The following is an 18,106-nucleotide window of genomic DNA, read 5'->3' as shown; positions in this document are numbered from 1 at the left end:
GCGCACACGAGGTGCGCCCCTACTGGGGTTCCGGTATACGGGTGCGGGCGGTATTGGCCGTAGGGGCGCACCTTGTGTGCGCCCTGACCGGTACGGGCGGTTACGCCAGGCTGGCGTATTCCTTTTCCCAGCGTTTCAGCACTTTCTTGCCGGCACCGCCGAGGACGTCCACGGCCTGGCGCAGGCGGGCACGGCTGAGGTCCGGGCCCAGCAGGACCATGGCGTCCATGACCGAGAAGGACGCAGTGGTCCCGCTGATGGCCACGAACAGCGGCGCATTGAAGTCCTTGAGCTTGATCTCCATGGCCTGGGACAGGGCTTTCATGCTCTGAAAGATGCTGTCCTTGTCCCAGCTGCGCAGGGCCTCCAGGCGCCACAGGGCGAACTGCAGCAGCTTCTTCTGCTCGTCCAGTTCCAGCTTGTTGGCGCTGAAGCTGGCCTCGGTGAGCGGCAGCTGGCCGGCGGCCAGGAAACTGGCCAGCGGGGCGAAGTCGCCGAAGGTCTCCATGCGGCCTTTCGCGTGTGGGAGTACCTTGAGCAGGTTCTCGCGGTTGAGCAGCCAGTTTTGCAGGCGGTCTGCCAGTTGCTCGTCTTCCAGCTCGCGAATCCACAGTCCGTTGAGCCAGGACAGCTTCTCCACGTCGAACACCGGCCCACCCAGGGAGACGCGCATGATGTCGAAGTGCTCCAGCATCTCGTCCAGGCTGAACTTCTCGCTCTCGTCCGGCATGGACCAGCCCATGCGGCCCAGGTAGTTCAGCAGGGCCTCGGGCATAAAGCCGGCGCGCTGGTAATAAAGGATGGAGGTGGGGTTCTTGCGCTTCGACAGCTTGGTCTTGTCCGGGTTGCGCAGCAGCGGCAGGTGGCACAGCACCGGCATGTCCCAGCCGAAGTACTCGTACAGCAGCTTGTGCTTGGGTGCGGAATTGATCCACTCCTCACCGCGCAGGACATGGGTGATCTCCATCAGGTGATCGTCCACCACGTTGGCCAGGTGATAGGTGGGCATGCCATCCGACTTGAGCAGGATCTGCGCATCCACCTGGCCCCAGTCGATCTCGATGGGGCCGCGCAACAGGTCTTCCACCACGCAGGTGCCGCTCTCGGGCACGTTCATACGCACCACGTAGGGCTCGCCGGCGGCCCGGCGCTTCTCCACCTCTTCTTCCGGCAGGGCCAGGTCGCTGGGCTTCAGCGCGGTGCGGCCGGCCTCGCGCAGTTCCTCGCGCAGCTGTTCCAGCTCGTCGGCGGTGCGATAGCAATGGAAGGCGTGGCCTTTCTCGACCAGCTCGTCACAGTATTTTTTATAGACATCGCCGCGTTCGCTCTGGCGGTAGGGGCCGTGGGGGCCACCCACGTCCGGGCCCTCGTCCCAGTCGAGCCCCAGCCAGCGCAGGCTGTCGAGGATGGCCTGCTCGGATTCCGGGGTGCTGCGCTGCTGGTCGGTGTCCTCGATCCGCAGCACGAACTTGCCGCCCTGGGCGCGGGCGAAGCACTGGTTGAACAGGGCGATGTAGGCGGTACCTACATGGGGGTCGCCGGTGGGCGACGGCGCGATACGGGTTCTTACGGTCATGACAAGCCTGGTCCAGATCAATGGGAGTGTTTTTGAGGCGCGGCATTATATCGCTGTGGGGCTTCGGGTCACAGTCGGGCAGCGCAAACTGCCCAACCTGACAATGCGTGCAAAATAATCGCAAATAGCCCAAAAAAGAGACCGCCAGATAGTGACTGGCATCACAAAATCAGTATGATCTGCTCCTCGATTTGGTCGGTACCAGCGCCCCCGATTCAGGTTTCACGGAGGATCCAGCTGGTGCCCATGTACGTATCGAAAATGGCACAGCCAATAAAAAACGCCTTATCAACACCATTTATCAAGACAAGACTTTTCCGGGGAAACCTCAATGAAAAAAGGACTTCGTGCGCTTATCGCCGCCGTAACTGCCGCCATAACCGTATCCGCTTTTGCTGTCACCCAGGATGGTTCGGTTGACTCTGCAGCCTCTTCCGGCACGGTCGACATCAACCTGAACATCACGCCGGCGATTGTCATCAGTGGATTGACCACCATTGACCTCTCTGCGGACGCCGCGAGCACTTCGGGGGACCTGACAGGTAGCGATACCTTCTGCGTAGCTTCCATCGGCTTCTCAAACTATGAAGTGACCCTGACCAGTGGCACTGCCGGTGCAGGAACTTACGAGCTTGCGGGCACCAGCCAGAACCTGCCCTACTCGGTCGAATATACCTCGGACACGGCCCTGGATACCGGCGATGCCCCAAATGGCACGGGTATTGTGGAGCCGGCGGCCCCATACGTCCCTGCCCAGGGGCTCACCTGTAGCGCCGACAATGCCAAGTTGATCGTGAACGTCGCAGAGAGCCAGTGGCTGTCAGCGACTGAACAGAGCTATACCGATACCCTGACGATCCAGGTGTCTGGACAGTAAAGGGCCCAGGCGCCGGACAACCGTGCCGGCGCCCGGTAATCGCCATGCCTGCCCGCCCAACCGGTCTCCTCCTGGTTACCCTACTCTGCTGCAGCGACGTCGCCGTTGCCGCGGCCAGTGCGGCGCTGACCTTTGAGACATCGGCACCGGCGGGCTTTGAAGACCTCACTGCACCGCAGAAACTTGTGGTGGATATCTACTACGGCGGGCGCCAATTGGGTGCAGCCACCTCCACGATTGACCAGGGCACGGTCAGGTTCGAGGACCCGGATGCGCTGCTCGGTTTGCTGCCGGACACCAACAACCCAGCCCTGTTACTGGAGCGGCTCCACCGTCCCTTTCGCCGCAATTCAAACCTGGTGTGCCAGTCCCGGCAGCAGCGCGACTGTGGGCTGCTCTTTCCGGCTGAGTTCGGCCTGATTTACGACCCTGACCGCTACCGGGTTGATGTGTTCTTTGCACCACAACTGCTGCCCCGCGATGCGGCTGTCGACAACCCTTACCTGCCAGCCTCCAGCAGCCGCTTTGCGGTAGTCCAGAACCTGTCCGGCAACTGGTCAGGAGTGCGCACTGATAACGGGCGTGACCAGGAGAGCGTGTCGCTGTACGGCCACTCTATCGTCAGCTTCGGCGAGAGTGGCCTGCACAGTCGCTGGGCCCTCGGGGACGATCAGCGTGTGTATACCCTCAACTGGACCCGCGATTATCGCGGTCACGCCTATGCCGCAGGACTACTGCAATCCAGGTCAGGGGTCAGCCTCTTCGGTGCATCGCCATTCCTCTATGGCGTCGAGTACCGGAGCTCCAACCGCAGCCGCACAGATAACCGCTACCGGCAGGGCACGCTGCTGGAGGTCAATATGCCGGTCCGGGGCCGGGTAGAGGTGCGGCGGGATAATCGGCTGTTGATGAGCGAAATCCTCGAGGCAGGCAACCGGCTCCTGGATACCTCCAGCCTGCCCGGTGGCGCCTATGAACTGGAGATCCGCACTTTCGATGAAGCTGGGCGACTGTTGGCGGAATACAGCCAGTTCTTTGCCAAGGACTCACAGTTACCGCCTCCGGGGGAGTGGGGATGGAACGTGCAAGTGGGCCAGCCTGCCCGGTTGATCGATGATGAGGTATTACCGGAGCGATACAACACCTACTACTGGCAGGCAGGCTTTGCCCGTCGCCTCTGGGACAACCTGGGCGGGACCGTAAACCTGGCAGGCACTGAAACCGAGCAAATGCTGGAGCTGGGCGCTCGCTGGATTGGCGAGTATCTGGAGTTTTCTCCCCAGGTCCTCCATGGCGATGATGGGCGCGAGGGATACCGCCTGTACGGCCAGCTTCTCACCCCCTGGTTCAGTGTTGCGCTGGAGCAGTCACGGCTGGACGCGGAGCCCCAGGGCGCCGACGAGGAATTTTCTATGTTGGCTACCGGTTTCAACCAGCGCAGTGCAAGCATCACTGCCCCGGTATTCGGCGGCCAGCTTTCCCTGCGCTACAGCGAGAGGGATACAGGTACTGCTTACAGCCTCCCGGGGTTCGTCCTCGAGGATGAGCTGCCTGGAGCCAACTCCCTGGCCACCCTGGAATACCGGCGCAATATACTGCGCAGTCAAAGTTGGCACGGGGAGATGCGCCTGACTCACAGCGATGCGGATGGTCAGTCCATTTCCACCGCCAGTTTCCAGTTTCGCCGCCGGGGCAATCACTGGAATTACGGTGGGCGCTCCCTGCTCTCTCACGACAGCGAATCCGGCACTAGCCTGCGAGGTGGCGTTGAAGCAAGCTGGCAGGATCGGGAACTGTGGCCCATGGAGGTCAGCCAGCGCCTGGCGCTGGAGGCGGGGGATGATGAAAGCTACCTGGCCAGCCACACCCGTGTTGCCGGGCGCCGCGGGCAACTGAACTCCACGTTGGATTACCGCAGCCATGGTGGGCGCGGGGGTGAAAGCCAGGCCCTCAATTACCTCGGTAATTTCAGCACCAACCTGGTGAGCGATGGTAACCGACTCGCCTGGGGTGGCGAGCAAAGCTACGAGAGTGCCGTATTAGTGGATATAAACGGCAGCGCTGAGCAGCAATTTGAGATACTCGTTAATGGATCCCGGCGTGGTTATGCGACTGGTGGGGGTCGCTCTCTCGTTAACCTGCCCGCTTTTGGTAGTTACGAAGTCCAACTGAAACCCCTGGAAAATGGTTTCCATGATTTCAGTGACCTGCACGAAACCATCACTCTTTACCCCGGCAACGTGGCCTCCGCGGAGTACCGGGTCCAGAATATTATCCTCGCCCTGGGGCGAATTACCCGCGGGCAAAAGCCGGTGCAGAACGCGCGCATCACCATCGGCGGGTTCACCACGCAAACCGATAGCCACGGGGTTTTCCAGCTTGAAATGCCCACCGATGGCAAGCCACTACCCGCGTCCTTCGTCCGCTGGCGGGATTGCCGCGTGGGACTTGCTGAACAGTCTTTCGGTGATGGCTGGCTGAATCTCGGCACTATTGACCTGGAAACCGCACAGTGCGACCAACATTGATCTCTAGCAATCGAGCTCGCAAGGCGTACAGTTTCAGTCGACCAGCGGCCGACTGGATACTGCTCATGCTGGTGCTCCTGTTTGCGGGCAATGCTTCAGCGCAGAACTGCGGCAACAATTCCGCCAAAGCAAAAATCCGGGTCTGCAACCTTGCCCACACCTTCAGCCGAACTTACAACCTCGGCTCTACCATGATTAACCCAGTAAACTTTTCGCTGGAGGTAATCCAGGGCAACCAGATCAGGCTTCAGCCATATACATTTGAATTTGAAGGCACGGCGTCGCCTGACAGCAGCAGCTACACACTGACCAACGCCGCAGGGGAACCGGTTAACATCCAGTTCACTTATACTGATTCCCAGAACGCAACTTACCCGCTGAGGCCTGACGCAACAGGCACCGCCACCGGCTCAGCAACCGGACGGTCTAACCTGCTGGAAGCGGTCAGGCTCGATGCATCAATCAGCTCCCCCCTGAACCAGCTCGCGCCGGGCATATACAGCGGTGAGTTCCGCTTTACGGCAATCCGCAGTGGCAAGGGCCAATCTGATAGCCAGGCCTTTACCCTGCAACTGAGTGTTGCGCCAGCAATCCAGATCGCCCGACTGGACCCGATCCCCATCACGCCTTCTGCCGCAAGCGGCAACGATGCACAGAGCACCGAGTACTTTTGCGTGTTCACCCAGGGGCAGTCCAGTTTCAGTATCCGGGCGGAAAGCCAGAATAGTGGTGGCAGCGGGGCCTTCGTGTTTGCTCCCACGGACGACGGGATTAATTACCAGGTGGAGGTGGGCGACCTTGGTGCGGGCACGCTGGTTGCCCTCGGCAATAACCAGGCAGTCACGGGCTCATGGCCGGGTAACGGGGATCCGCTGTGCAGCGGCTCGGACAATATGCAGCTGTTGATCAGGGTACCGGCCAGCGAGCTGGCCGGGGCGAAATCAACCACCTATACAGACACTCTTATTTTGACCGTAGAACTTCAGTAGCGAATTATTCGACGGCCGGCACCGGCAGTGACAGACGCTCACTTTGCTGCCCGCGAACAAGCAGTCGTAACTCTCCGTCCGCTAGCGCTTCATCGATAGGCAGGCTGGCGCCAGCATAAACGCGTCCCGTGTGAGACAATTTGCGGCAATTGCCGGGCGATTCACAATATTCCATCACCGCCACTTCTCCGTTGATATTGCCACGGTTAACGAGCTGCAATCCGCCGGCGTTCCGCTCCAGTTCAAATCGGTATTCAGCCGTGTGCGGCTGCACAAACACCAGCGCCTGATAGGCGACCAGAATCTTCAACGCCGAACGGTTTGACTTGACCTCTCCAACTACCGGCTTGAAAGTCACCCGATAAACCACTTCCTGTTCCAGGTCCCGCTCAAGTGACATCAGGCGAAAGCGCTTCTGTTCGCCGGGGGCCAATACCGCGCGGGCGGGGTTCACCAGCAGCCTGAATTCTTTCGGGTCCACCACCCGCACACGTTTCTCATCAGCCATACCCGGCTTTTCAACACGGTAAATTTCCGTCTGCAGGTAGAGGGTTTCCTCGTCCGGGTTTGAGACCACAATATCGTCACGGGAGTTGGGCTGGTCGTTGAGGTAGACAATGATCTTGTCCAGCGACATGGCAGCCAGCGCAGGCTGGGCCAGCATCAGAAGGGCGACGACGAGAAAGCGTTTCATGGCGGCAACAGTAAACACGGGTGAGCGGGAGTAGTTCATGACGCCATTCTATGCCGAACAAGCGTACCGGCGACAGCCCAGAATTCCCCCGCAAGCGCCCCCTTACTCCGCAGCGATGATGACGGTGAGGATTCCCTCGTGCCCGTGGCCGGGAGCAGTATTGGCTGAACCCGGACGGACCGGGATACAGCTGCCAGCCCCCACCACGTCGCCCGTGATCGCTGGCCTGCTCGAACCGCTCCCCACCCGCACAGAATAATGCCGCGCCGGCACGCGACGGATGCAGACCCGAGGCCGTGGACTTTGCAGGTCCGGGGCATCAAATTCGACCGAGACCGGCAAACGCAGGGCGATGTGCACGCTGCCGGTGGCGGTTGCGTGGTCCGCCAGGGCGAGCGGGCAGGCCAATAATGACACCAACAGGGCCCGTGTCATCGCGCTGCGCGACATATTTACCTCCACCCCGGCTCTGGGGTAGCTGCACCACTGATGAAGACAGTCTAGCCAGCGCCCCACGGGGCGCCCTGATCGCCCATGCTGATACGGCTTTTTCCCGGCGCTGCAGGCTTGCAACCGCCGGTGTACGGTCTATTTTTTCAGTGGGGCCGCTCTCATGGGGCGACCGTTCGACCGATGTGGAATCCCCCTGGGGTCGACGACAATAACGCCGCTACTCAGGTCTGAAGCTCATGCTCATTGCCCACCGAGGCGACACCGTACGCCAGCAGGCCAATACCATCGCCGCTTTCGAGGCGGCCCACGGCCTCGGTGCCTGCGCGATCCACACGGAAATCCAGTTCAGCGCGAGCGGCACGCCCTGGTGCCACCATGCTCCCAACCTGCAGGTACCGGGTGGCAAGCCGGTGGCCATCGACCGGTTACGTGACGGCGACCTGCGCGGTTTCGGCCTGAATACCCTGGCCGATGTCGTGGACTGGGCCAGTCGTCACCGTCACCTGGACTGGTTTGTGGAAGTGGACCACGCGCAAATGGAGCGTATGGGGGTTGAGAACACCATAGGCCGGGTGGCGCGGCTGATCCGCCCGGAGAGCGATTCCTTTGCCCTGGTGAGTACCGATATCCGCAGCCTGCGGATGGCCCGCAACCTGGGCTGCCACCAGGTGGCATTGAAAGTGGAAAGCGTGGCGCAGAGCCTTTCTGTCGGGGTTTTGACCCTGGCACCGGATTACCTGCTGATCCAGGACAGCCAGGTGGACTGCCCGGAACTCCCCCCGGGACCCTGGCAGTGGGTGGTTTTCGAAATCAATTCTGCGGAGGAAGCCGTACGCTGGCGCCGGCGCGGGGCGCACCATATCCTGACCGGTAACCTCGCCCTGTTGATGCGCTCCCGGGAAGCCAGTGATGTCTACGGATTTTGATGTACTCGTAGTAGGGGCCGGTATCCAGGGCGCCGGCGCCGCCGAGGCCCTGGTCAATGCCGGCTACAGCGTGGCCATCCTCGAGCAGTCGGGCATTGCCGCGGCCACCTCTTCCCGTTCATCCAAGCTGATTCACGGCGGCCTGCGCTACCTGGAGACCGGGCAGCTGCGGCTGGTGCGGGAATGCCTGCGCGAACGCCAGTGGCTGCTGGACCACAAACCGCACCTGGTCCATATGGTGCCCTTCTACCTGCCGGTCTACCGGCATAGCAAACGCCCCCCGTGGCAGATTCGCCTGGGACTGACGCTATACTCCCTGCTGGCCGGCGTTACCCGCGAGTACGCACGCTTCCGCAAGGTTCCCCGCGATGAGTGGCATACATTACAGGGCCTGGACCAGGAAGACCTGCTGGCGGTCTACCGTTACTTCGATGCCCAGACGGACGACGCCGCCCTGACCCATGAAGTTATCAATTCCGCCCTGCATGGTGGCGCGCGCCTGATCTGCCCCGCCAGCCTGGTGGGGGCGGAGCTTACCGACCACGGGCTGCTGGTGGACTATGTAGCCGATGGGCAGCTCAGCACCCTGCATACCCGTGCCCTGGTGAACTGCAGCGGACCCTGGGTGGCCTCCACCAATGAACGCTGCTCACCGGCGGCGCCCCTGCCGCGACTGGATCTGGTGGCGGGTACCCATATCGAGCTGCCGATTATCCTCGGCGACAGCATCTTTTATGTGGAGGCAGAGGACGGCCGCGCCATTTTCATCATGCCCTGGCGCGGCAGAACCCTGGTAGGTACTACCGAGCGCAGTTATCACGGCGACCCCCGCGACGTCGGCCCCACCGTGGAGGAGGAGCGCTACCTGCTCCACACGCTGCAGCGTTACTTCCCGCGCACCCGCAACCTGTTACTGAGCGATATCTGCGATAGCTGGGCTGGCCTGCGGGTGCTGCCGCAAACCGAGGCCAGTCCGTTTTCGCGCACCCGTGAGGTATTGATCACCGGAAATGACAGCCGCCACCCGCGCATTCTCGCCGTGGCCGGCGGCAAGCTGACCAGCTACCGTGCCACCGCACGCAAGATCCTGCGCAAACTGCAGCCGACCCTGGATGGCGGGCCCGGTGGCGGCGGGCCACTGCGAGCAGTCAATGACCCCCTCGGCGCCTCCGAGAAGGAACGCAACCTCTGAACAGCTGCCCGGGCGACCGGTTTATGGATTGGCGTCCCCATCCCCTATAATGCGCCGTTTTACTACGCCACAAACCGACACGCTGTTTTATGTCCACAAGCTTTACCCACCGCTTCTGTACCGCGCCCCTGCTCGACTGGAGCGATCGCCACTGCCGCTATATGTGGCGGCTGCTGAGCAAGCGCGCGGTGGTGTACAGCGAAATGGTCACCACCGGGGCCATCATCCACGGTGACCAGCCCCGTCACCTGCAGTTTGACCCGGCCGAGCAGCCGGTGGCCCTGCAACTGGGTGGCAGTGACCCGGCGGAGCTGGCCCAGTGCGCACGCATCGCCGAGGAGTGGGGCTATGACGAAATCAACCTGAACTGCGGCTGCCCCAGCGACCGGGTGCAATCCGGCCGTTTCGGCGCCTGCCTGATGGCGGAGCCGGAAGTGGTGGCCGAGGGCCTGGCAGCCATGCGTGCGGCAGTATCGGTACCGGTAACGGTCAAGCACCGCATCGGCATCGACGATATGGAGGAATACTCCGGCCTGACCCGCTTTGTAGAGGCCCAGGCGGCGGTGGGGGTCACTACCTTTATCGTCCATGCCCGCAAGGCATGGCTGAAGGGCCTGAGCCCGAAGGAGAACCGCGAGATACCGCCGCTCAAGCACGAGATGGTCTACCAGTTGAAGCGGGACTACCCGCAACTGGAGATCGTCCTCAATGGCGGTATCAACACCATCGACGAGTGCCTGGAGCACCTGCAGCATGTGGACGGTGTAATGCTGGGCCGCGCCGCCTACCAGACCCCCAACCTGCTGGCGGAGGTGGACAGCGCACTGTTCGGGGAAGCACCCGGTCCCGGTCCGGTGGAAGTGGTGCAGCAGATGCTGCCCTATATCGAGCGCGAACTCACCGCCGGCCACCGGCTCAATCATATTACCCGCCACATGCTGGGCCTGTTCCAGGGGTTGCCGGGGGCCAGGCGCTTCCGCCGCCACCTGAGCGAGAACGCCCACAAGAAAGGGGCGGGGGTGGACGTGGTGGAACAGGCCCTGTCTCTGGTCACCCAGGCCGCCTGAGTACCATCGGGCGCGGCGACGGGGGTTGCCGAGCGCACCTTTCCCTTCCATGATGGTAATCCGCTTTTTTACGTGCCGGGCGTCAATGGATACGGACACCGGGAGCAGCGGCAGCAGGAACCAGGTACAGGAATCAGGTAATTCAGGGAGCCCCGTCATGAACAAGCTCGAACAACTCAGGCAACGCAGCCAGGTGGTGGCCGATACCGGCGACATCGAGGCCATCCGCCGCTACCGTCCCCACGATGCCACCACCAATCCCTCGCTACTGTACAAGGCGGCACAACTGCCGCAGTACCAGGGCTATATCGATGAGGCCCTGCAATGGGCGGACCGCCAAACCGGCGATCGGGAAAAGCTCGCGGCGATGAAACTGGCGGTCAGCGTCGGCCGGGAGATCCTGGACCTGGTGCCCGGCGTGGTCTCCACCGAGGTGGATGCGCGCCTGTCGTTCGATACCCGCGCGTCGGTGGAATACGCACGCCGCCTGATCGCCCTGTACGAGCAGGCCGGCGTGGAGCGCGAACGGGTGCTGATCAAGGTCGCCTCCACCTGGGAGGGCATTGCCGCCGCGTCGGTGCTGGAGCGCGAGGGCATCCACTGCAACCTCACCCTGCTGTTCAGTTTCGCCCAGGCGGTAGCCTGCGCCGAAGCCGGTGTCACGCTGATTTCCCCGTTTGTCGGGCGCATCCTGGACTGGCACAAGGCCAAAAGCGGGCTTGAGCACATCCCCGCCGACGAGGATCCCGGGGTGGCATCAGTGCGCAGCATCTACCATTACTACAAGTCGCGGGGCTACCAGACGGTGGTGATGGGTGCCAGCTTCCGCAACACCGGGGAGATCGAGGCGCTGGCCGGCTGCGACCGGCTCACTATCAGCCCACAGCTGCTCGATGAACTGGAACAGGACAACGGCGAGTTGGCCGCCGGCCTGGAGGCCGGTACTGCGGGCGAGGCGCGCCCGGCTGAGCCACTGAACGAAGCGGAATTCCGTTTCCAGCTGAACAGTGATGCCATGGCCACCGAGAAACTGGCCGACGGTATCCGCAATTTCGTACACGACCAGGAGCAACTGGAAGCCATGCTGGCCCGGCAGGTGACCACGGGAGAGAAAAACCGGAATGCTGCGACAAATACGTAAACTCTTCGAGCAGATCGGCAGCGGCGAGGATGTCGAGGTCAACAATGACCGGGATGTGCGCATGATCAGCGCCGCACTGCTGGCCGAGGTGGCCACCGTGGACCAGAAGCTGGACGATCGCGAGCAGGCGACACTGGTGCGCCTGCTGCAGGAGCACTACCGGCTCGATGAGGCGGAGGCAACTGAGATGGTCGAGCACGCCCTGTCCCACCGCGAGCAAGCGACCTCCCTGTATGAGTTCACCCAGGTGGTAAACGACCAGTTTGATGAACGCAACAAGTACCTGCTGGTACGCCAGATGTGGGAAGTGGCGTTTTCCGACGATGTGATCGAGGCATTCGAGGAGCACCTGATCCGACGCGTGGCGGAGCTTATCTACTTGCCCCACGGGCTTTTCACCCGCGCGCGGGCCGAGGCCCGGGAAATGCGCCGCGGGGAGGCCTGACCCCGCTACAACCTACCGCCCGCCGATGCCGGTCGCGGCCAGCGGCCTCTCCTGCGGCAATCGCCGCGGTGAAGGGGGATGGGCCGGGCGAACAAAAGGTTCGCCCCTACAACCGGTTTCCATAACCCCTTCCCCTGTAAGAGCGGCCCATGGCCGCGAATGCGGTGAGTGCCGGCATGATGCTAATGGGCCAGAGCCGGGCGAACACAAAGCTCACCCCTACAACCGGTTTCCACAACCCTCGCCCCCGTAGGAGCGGCCGCTGGCCGCGAATTTGGGGATCTAAACAGTTTTTGGGCTGGGGGGAGGCGATTAAGAAGGGGAACGGTATCAGTGCATGCGCGCCGAGGGCTTGCGCGTCGGTTCGCACTCGCGCTCCAGGGTATGCACCAGGTCGCGGAAGGTTTCCGCGTTCTGTTCATTCAGGCTCATCAGCACCCGGTGGGCTTCCAGCACTTTCTCACGCGCCGCGCATTCGTCGGGTGTATTGCACTGGAGGGGCTGGGGGTTACTGCCGTAATCGCGCTGCTCGTCGCTGACCTCGATCAGCGCATCGAATCCCATGGCATCGAGGAGGTGGCGAATGCCCGGATCGGCGCTCAGCGCCAGCGGCTTCTCGCAGCCCCGCTCCAGGGCACGGATCGCGACCTTGGCCATCAGGCCGAGGGTGGTGCTGTCGACACCCCTGGCGCCATGCAGGTCGAACACCACATCATTGAAATCATCGTGTGAGAACATCTTGTCGATGAAGGTATCGAAAGATGTGCACAGATTCAGTCGCACGTCGCCAACCAGCTTGATGACGTAAACACCCTCGTGGGCGCCGACCATAATTTGCCCGGACTGCATAGCAACCTCTGGCACGCCGGTCAGGAGACACAAAACAACTGTTCCGGCGGCGAAAGTTTATCGACAGAGCACCGGTGGCAACGCTTTTTCATCGCGCTGCAACCACAGTGCAACTTTGATGCATAAATCGAGCGGAGCTTACTCCTGCGTACAGGCACTGACAAGCTTTGGCCGCCAGCATCACGGACTTACCGGTCACAGCAGGCCGGGCTGGCAGGCTTCAGCCCTGGCGGACTGTCAGTATAGTGACGTCGTCGGGCAGTTCCTCGGACGTATCCACGTGCAGGGCCGCACACAGGGAATCCAGGTCACCCCTGCTCTCGTCTATCTTCTGCAACAGTTGTGCCTCCCGCTGCAGCAGGTCCCCCTGCAACAGCTCCAGCACGCCGTCGGAGCAGGCCACCAGCCGCCAGCTGGTCGGCAGGCTGGCATGCAGCACCTGCCAGTTGCCCTGCTCGAACAGGCCCAGGGGCCGTCCCTTACCCGGCAACCACTCTGCCCCGGAGGATGTTACCAGGGCGGGCATCGGCACCTGCCCGGCCACCGCGTAATGCAGCTGGCGTGCCCGGCTGTCCACCACCCCCACGAACATGCTGGCATGCTTGTCGAGCCGCGTGGAGAGCAACTCGCGATTGATCAGCTGGAGGATATCGATGAGATCGGAATCCAGGGATTCCAGGCTGGAAAAGAGTGGCCGCTCACGCAGCAGGTGCATGATGCTGTGCTTGATCAGGGCCGTGACCAGTGCGGATGACACCCCGTGCCCGGAGACATCCACCAGGTAAAAGGCCACAAAGCGCTCGCCGAACAGGCCGTAGTCAATGAAATCGCCACTCAGGTAGAGGGAGGGCACCAGCCGGTAGGCGGCCTCGATATTACCGGGGTACTGAAACGGGGTGCGGGGCAACAGGTGTTGCTGCAACAGCCGCCCTGCCTCCTGGTCCCGCTGCAGCACCTCCACGTGTTCGTGCAGCTCGCGATTGCGCTCCTCGAGCTGCTCCCGGTATTCGCGATTCTGTCGCTCCAGGGCCTCGGACTCAGTGATGCGGGTTACCGCATGCTGGATTACCGCCTCGTCCTCGATGGGCTTCAGGAGGTAATCACTGGCCCCGAGGCGCAGGGCCTCGACCACGTCACTGACCCCACTGTTGGAGGCGATTACCACTACTGCGGCATCGGGGGCCCGGTGCTTGATTTTGCGCAGGACTTCCAGGCCGCCCATATCCGGGAGATGCAGGTCGGTGACGACCAGGCGGTAGAGCCCGGGGGCAAACCGACTGATGCCCTCCAGGCCGGTTTCCGCCGCGTCCACCTCAAAGCCCAGGCGCGCGAGGCTGCGCCGCACGAATTCGCGCGACACCCCGTCGGACTCAATCAGTAACAGACGCTGGCGGTCAGGCATGAATCTGGGAGGTGCAGGGTCCCCCACTGGTTGGATTTAACTGTCGAAGACATCGGCTTCGGTTGCGGCATCGCCACTGCTCCCGGTGGTACCGCTCTCTGAATCAGGCGCAGGTGCGGCCGGCTGCTCGTCGGCGCCGGCATCCTCACCGCCATCACCGAAGGGATCACCGCCAAAAGGATCACTCTCACCGGTGGCAGTATCGGCGTCAGCCTCAGCACCACCGCCAAACGGGTCATCATCTCCGCCGAACGAATCAGCATCATCGCCGAAATCGTCTTCAACATCACCGTCCCGGATCAGGAAGTCACGGCGCTGCAGGTAGGCGTCGCGCAACAACACATAGCGGTCTCCCTGCAGGAGTGATTCGGTCTTCAGCAGGCTGGCACGGGTCTGGATAAGGTCGGTAAACTGGAGGCTATAGCGCGTCTGGCTGTGGTCAATGTAATTCAGGGGATCGGTATAGTAATCCACTGCCATACCCGGCACGCCTCGCACCGTCGAGGGGCCAAAGAATGGCAGCACCAGGTAAGGACCGGAAGGCACGCCCCAGACTGCCAGGGTCTGGTCGAAGTCCTCGCCGTCAGTGGGTTCCAGGCCCACATGCTCGGCGACATCGAACAGCCCGGCCACGCCAACAGTGGAGTTGATCAGGAAGCGGCCGGCACCGTTACCCGCCTCGCCCCACTTCCACTGCAGCACGCTGTTGAAGGAATTGGTGATTTCGAACAGGTTGCCGAAAAAGTTGCTGACACCATGCTGCATGAAAATAGGGGTTACCTGGCGATAGGTTACCGCCATCGGCTTCAAGACCCAGCGATCCGCGGTGTCATTGAAACGGAACACGGCCCGGTTGAATCCCTCCCACGGATCGCGCTCGCCCGGCTCCTCACCCTCTTCACTGGAGAACTCTTCCGCCGGGTCAAAGCCGTACTCATCCTCGAGGCTATAATCACCTGAGTCGCCTGTTTCCTCCGCTGCGGGACTGCTGCCCTCCCCGCCTTCGGCAAAGGGATCGGAGTCGTCCGGGTCGGCTGCCCCTGCATCGGGGGCAGGGGACTCGGCGGGAGGGGAAGCGGGTGCCGGACCTGAGGCCTCACTACCGGACTCGGCTGCCCCGCCCTGCGGCTGCTCTGCAACCGGGGCCGCGCCGCCGTTTGCGAAGGGGTCTTCCTGGGCTGCCTGCACCAGCATTGGGCTGGCTGCCAGCAATGTTGCCAGCAACCATGGTGATTTTACTGTGCGTCCAAGCAAGCCACTGCTCCTCGTTATAGGTTCACCCTGAAGTTGCGCGAATTCTACCGCCCCCCGGGAATGCGGGCCACCCTTGGCAGCATAGCACCTGCCCCCGCTACGGTTTCGGTCAAAGATAAGGCAGTATCGGGCAAGCGCCAGGGACACCCTGCCCGGGCTATCGACGGGGCTCCAGCCCCGCGATCACTCCGGCCTGCAGCAGCTGCTGCAACAGGGACTGGCCGAAATCCACCACCGCCCCGGTGTCCCCGTGGTTCATTTCCACGGCGAGGTCTTCGAGCAGTGCCCGGCCGGTTTGGTTCCCCGCCTGCGCCAATTGCAATAATCGCGCGGTTACTGCGTTGATTTCCATGAAGCCCACCTCATCTTCGCGATTGCGATAAACCAGCAGGAAAGTGGGGTTGTCCGGTGGTTCACTGGGCTGGAAGGTGGGGCCGATCATATGCACGGGAAAGCGGTAACTGAGGCTCCAGGCGACCGGGGAGACTACCGGCACCTGCGCCAGCACATCCCCCTCGAGCTCAAGCCCCGGTGGGGGCTCCGCCGGATTCACGTCCAGCGCCAGCTCGACCCACTCGTAATGCGCCAGCTCCAGCAGGAAGGGCGGGTCAGACTCCTGCGCAACGTGCTCTTCCTGCAGGTACTGCAGGAATTCCTCACTGATCTGCAGGAAGTAGGGACTCCGGGAGGCGTGCCGGTGGACGAACTCCCGCACCATCGTGTGCCACGCATCGTCACTGTAGAGGCTGCGCAGCACCGGGAACCCGCTGGCGATAAAGGATTCGATATTGTTGTAAATAAGGTCACGGTAAATGGCCATGCGGCGGTCTTCGATATCCGCCGGAGGCTCGTTGACCAACGGGTTGCGCAGATGCGCCGCGAACTGACGCTGCTCACGGGCAAAATGTGCTTCGTGCGGGCCGCGGCCAGCCCCTCCGGGGCGTTTTTCATCGCTGCGCATAAACCACCTCACCAGGCGAGCCGGCAATGCCCCGGGCGCCGGAAGCAGTTTTGGCCGCACGGGCCTGGAGTTCGCGGACATGCGCCACCTCTCCCACCAGCTCCGGCAGTGGCGGGATATTGAAGTCCCGCTCCAGCAATGTGGGGAAAACGCCAAAATGGGCGTAGGCCTGCTCCAGTAGCTCCCACACCGGGTCGATTACCGGCGCACCGTGCGTGTCTACCTTGAGATCATCCGCCTCGTTGAAATGGCCGGCCACATGCGCATAGCGGATACGCTCGGCAGGCAGCCCGCGCAGGAACTCTGCCGGGTCGTAGCTGTGATTGATGGCATTCACGTAGATATTGTTGACGTCCAGCAGCAGGTCGCAGTCGGCCTCCTCGAGGACGGCATTGAGGAATTCCAGCTCGGTCATTTCCCGGGCCGGTGCCGCGTAATAGGAGACATTCTCCATCGCGATTCGCTGTTCGAGCACATCCTGCACCCGGCGGATACGTCCGGCCACATAGTGCACGGCGTCCTCGGTAAAGGGGATCGGTAGCAGGTCGTAGAGGTGACCGTGGTCGGAGCAGTAGCTGAGGTGCTCGCTGTAGCAGCGGATACCGTGCTCGCGGATAAACTGCTTGACGGATCTCACCAGCTCCAGGTCCAGCGGGGACGGTGAGCCGATGGACAATGAGAGACCGTGAATCACAAACGGGTAACGCTCAGTGTACTCGCGGAACCAGCGGCCATAACGACCGCCAACATTTATCCAGTTCTCCGGCGCCACCTCCAGGAAATCCACCGCACTGGCAGGCATATCCTCTCCCATCATGGAGCGGCGCAACCCCAGCCCGGCACCCCGGACGGGATATTCAACGGTCTTGGTCGTATTCATGTTCTTACTTCTGCTGTCGCCAGCAGTGAGAGTGGCAGGGGCAGGGCTATACCCCACCCCCGCCCGGGAACAATGCGGAGATTAGCCGCCGCACTTACCCTCACCACATTTACCTTCCTTTTTCTTGCCTTCTTCGCCGCACTTCCCTTCGCCGCACTTACCTTCTTTTTTCTTGCCTTCTTCGCCGCACTTACCTTCGCCGCACTTACCTTCTTTTTTCTTGCCTTCTTCGCCGCACTTACCTTCTTTGTTCTTCTCGTCACCGTGCTCACTCAGCATGGCCAGGTTGTAACCGGAAGAAAGCTCTTCAGCGGCGAACGGGTTGGCATTGCCAACGCCCGCAGAAACGTTCATGGACGCCGAGGCGATAAACGCCGCACCTACTGCGGCAGCAAGCGGCAGATTCTTCTTAGTCATAACAACTCTCCTTTTAATACCCTAACTTGTAGCAGTTTACGCCGACGGCGCTTTGCCGGCCGCCTGCCGGGATTATAACCACCAATCCCATCGGACGGTCACGCATTGAGACCAGCCGTATCCCATCAGCGTTCAACACATCCGGGTACGTTTTCCTGCGTCTCGTGGATTCAGTCGCGCCATACTGCTGTTTATTACACACGTGAGCACGCTATTTCCAGCTGCCGTGTGCGCCAGGGCAGGTTTCCCCGGCAAACGCGGTCACATCCGGGCGATCAAGCGGGGTTAGCCGGGAACGGGAGCAGGGAAGAACAGATAAAGAAAAGCCGGTCCGCGCACTGCACGCAGCGGACCGGCCACCGGAATCCCGGTTTAGCGGATGGACAGTACATGAAAAAGAACCCACGGAAGCCGCGTGCCCACGATTGAGAGCGGCCACCCTCCCTGGCGAGCAC

At 61.9% G+C, this 18,106-nt stretch carries 16 protein-coding genes; 8 read left to right on the top strand and 8 right to left on the bottom strand.

Features of this window, described 5'->3' with window-relative positions; all coding sequences use genetic code 11:
* Window positions 1-100: 100 nt before the first annotated feature.
* Complete coding sequence (gltX, locus tag LVE68_RS14860; protein ID WP_232941221.1) at window positions 101-1,576, bottom strand: glutamate--tRNA ligase; 1,476 nt, start codon at window positions 1,574-1,576, stop codon at window positions 101-103.
* Window positions 1,577-1,907: 331 nt separating this feature from the next.
* On the opposite strand from gltX, the gene LVE68_RS14855 reads away from it, so the two are divergent.
* From LVE68_RS14855 to LVE68_RS14845, 3 genes are read left to right on the top strand one after another with little or no spacing between them, the layout of a single operon-like run.
* Window positions 1,908-2,453, top strand: coding sequence for a hypothetical protein (locus LVE68_RS14855; RefSeq protein ID WP_232941220.1), 546 nt, complete (start codon window positions 1,908-1,910; stop codon window positions 2,451-2,453).
* Between the two features lie 44 nt (window positions 2,454-2,497).
* Window positions 2,498-4,981, top strand: a complete 2,484-nt coding sequence (locus LVE68_RS14850; RefSeq protein ID WP_232941219.1) for a TcfC E-set like domain-containing protein — start codon at window positions 2,498-2,500, stop codon at window positions 4,979-4,981.
* A complete protein-coding gene (locus tag LVE68_RS14845; protein ID WP_232941218.1) occupies window positions 4,966-5,970 on the top strand; it encodes a hypothetical protein in 1,005 nt (334 codons plus the stop codon). The genes LVE68_RS14850 and LVE68_RS14845 overlap by 16 nt, the downstream gene beginning before the upstream one ends.
* Window positions 5,971-5,974: 4 nt before the next feature.
* Here the strand turns inward: LVE68_RS14845 and LVE68_RS14840 are convergent, their stop codons facing one another.
* Window positions 5,975-6,703: a fimbrial biogenesis chaperone gene (locus LVE68_RS14840; RefSeq protein WP_232941217.1), complete on the bottom strand. Its 729-nt coding sequence runs from the start codon at window positions 6,701-6,703 to the stop codon at window positions 5,975-5,977.
* 650 nt (window positions 6,704-7,353) lie between these two features.
* Here LVE68_RS14840 and LVE68_RS14835 point away from each other — a divergent pair.
* The 5 genes from LVE68_RS14835 (at window position 7,354) to LVE68_RS14815 (ending at window position 11,888) form a co-directional block, all read left to right on the top strand.
* Complete coding sequence (locus tag LVE68_RS14835) at window positions 7,354-8,043, top strand: glycerophosphodiester phosphodiesterase family protein (protein ID WP_232941216.1); 690 nt, start codon at window positions 7,354-7,356, stop codon at window positions 8,041-8,043.
* Entirely contained in the window at window positions 8,027-9,235 is a 1,209-nt protein-coding gene (locus tag LVE68_RS14830; RefSeq protein ID WP_232941215.1) for a glycerol-3-phosphate dehydrogenase/oxidase, read from the top strand. Before LVE68_RS14835 ends, LVE68_RS14830 begins: the two co-directional genes overlap by 17 nt.
* A gap of 89 nt (window positions 9,236-9,324) precedes the next feature.
* On the top strand, window positions 9,325-10,302 hold the full coding sequence (dusA, locus tag LVE68_RS14825; RefSeq protein WP_232941214.1) for a tRNA dihydrouridine(20/20a) synthase DusA: 978 nt from the start codon (window positions 9,325-9,327) through the stop codon (window positions 10,300-10,302).
* Window positions 10,303-10,459: 157 nt separating this feature from the next.
* On the top strand, window positions 10,460-11,443 hold the full coding sequence (gene tal / locus LVE68_RS14820; RefSeq protein ID WP_232941213.1) for a transaldolase: 984 nt from the start codon (window positions 10,460-10,462) through the stop codon (window positions 11,441-11,443).
* Entirely contained in the window at window positions 11,424-11,888 is a 465-nt protein-coding gene (locus LVE68_RS14815) for a TerB family tellurite resistance protein (protein WP_232941212.1), read from the top strand. Before tal ends, LVE68_RS14815 begins: the two co-directional genes overlap by 20 nt.
* A 330-nt stretch (window positions 11,889-12,218) precedes the next feature.
* Here the strand turns inward: LVE68_RS14815 and LVE68_RS14810 are convergent, their stop codons facing one another.
* The 6 genes from LVE68_RS14810 to LVE68_RS14785 form a co-directional block, all read right to left on the bottom strand.
* Window positions 12,219-12,737: an STAS domain-containing protein gene (locus LVE68_RS14810; RefSeq protein WP_232941211.1), complete on the bottom strand. Its 519-nt coding sequence runs from the start codon at window positions 12,735-12,737 to the stop codon at window positions 12,219-12,221.
* A 220-nt stretch (window positions 12,738-12,957) separates the two neighbouring features.
* On the bottom strand, window positions 12,958-14,139 hold the full coding sequence (locus LVE68_RS14805) for a PP2C family protein-serine/threonine phosphatase (RefSeq protein ID WP_232941210.1): 1,182 nt from the start codon (window positions 14,137-14,139) through the stop codon (window positions 12,958-12,960).
* Between the two features lie 36 nt (window positions 14,140-14,175).
* Entirely contained in the window at window positions 14,176-15,393 is a 1,218-nt protein-coding gene (locus tag LVE68_RS14800; protein WP_232941209.1) for an MlaA family lipoprotein, read from the bottom strand.
* 157 nt (window positions 15,394-15,550) lie between these two features.
* Window positions 15,551-16,354: an HvfC family RiPP maturation protein gene (locus LVE68_RS14795; protein WP_232941208.1), complete on the bottom strand. Its 804-nt coding sequence runs from the start codon at window positions 16,352-16,354 to the stop codon at window positions 15,551-15,553.
* On the bottom strand, window positions 16,341-17,234 hold the full coding sequence (locus LVE68_RS14790; RefSeq protein WP_232941207.1) for an HvfB family MNIO-type RiPP peptide maturase: 894 nt from the start codon (window positions 17,232-17,234) through the stop codon (window positions 16,341-16,343). Before LVE68_RS14790 ends, LVE68_RS14795 begins: the two co-directional genes overlap by 14 nt.
* Before the next feature lie 81 nt (window positions 17,235-17,315).
* Window positions 17,316-17,651 carry an HvfA family oxazolone/thioamide-modified RiPP metallophore gene (locus LVE68_RS14785; RefSeq protein WP_232941206.1) on the bottom strand — a complete coding sequence of 112 codons (336 nt, stop codon included), beginning with the start codon at window positions 17,649-17,651 and terminating at the stop codon, window positions 17,316-17,318.
* Window positions 17,652-18,106: the final 455 nt, after the last annotated feature.

It is taken from the genome of Microbulbifer sp. YPW16 (assembly GCF_021290385.1).
GTDB classification, from domain to species: domain Bacteria; phylum Pseudomonadota; class Gammaproteobacteria; order Pseudomonadales; family Cellvibrionaceae; genus Microbulbifer; species Microbulbifer zhoushanensis.
The sequence above is the reverse complement of the archived record's forward strand: the minus strand, read 5'-3'. Positions and strand labels throughout refer to the sequence as shown.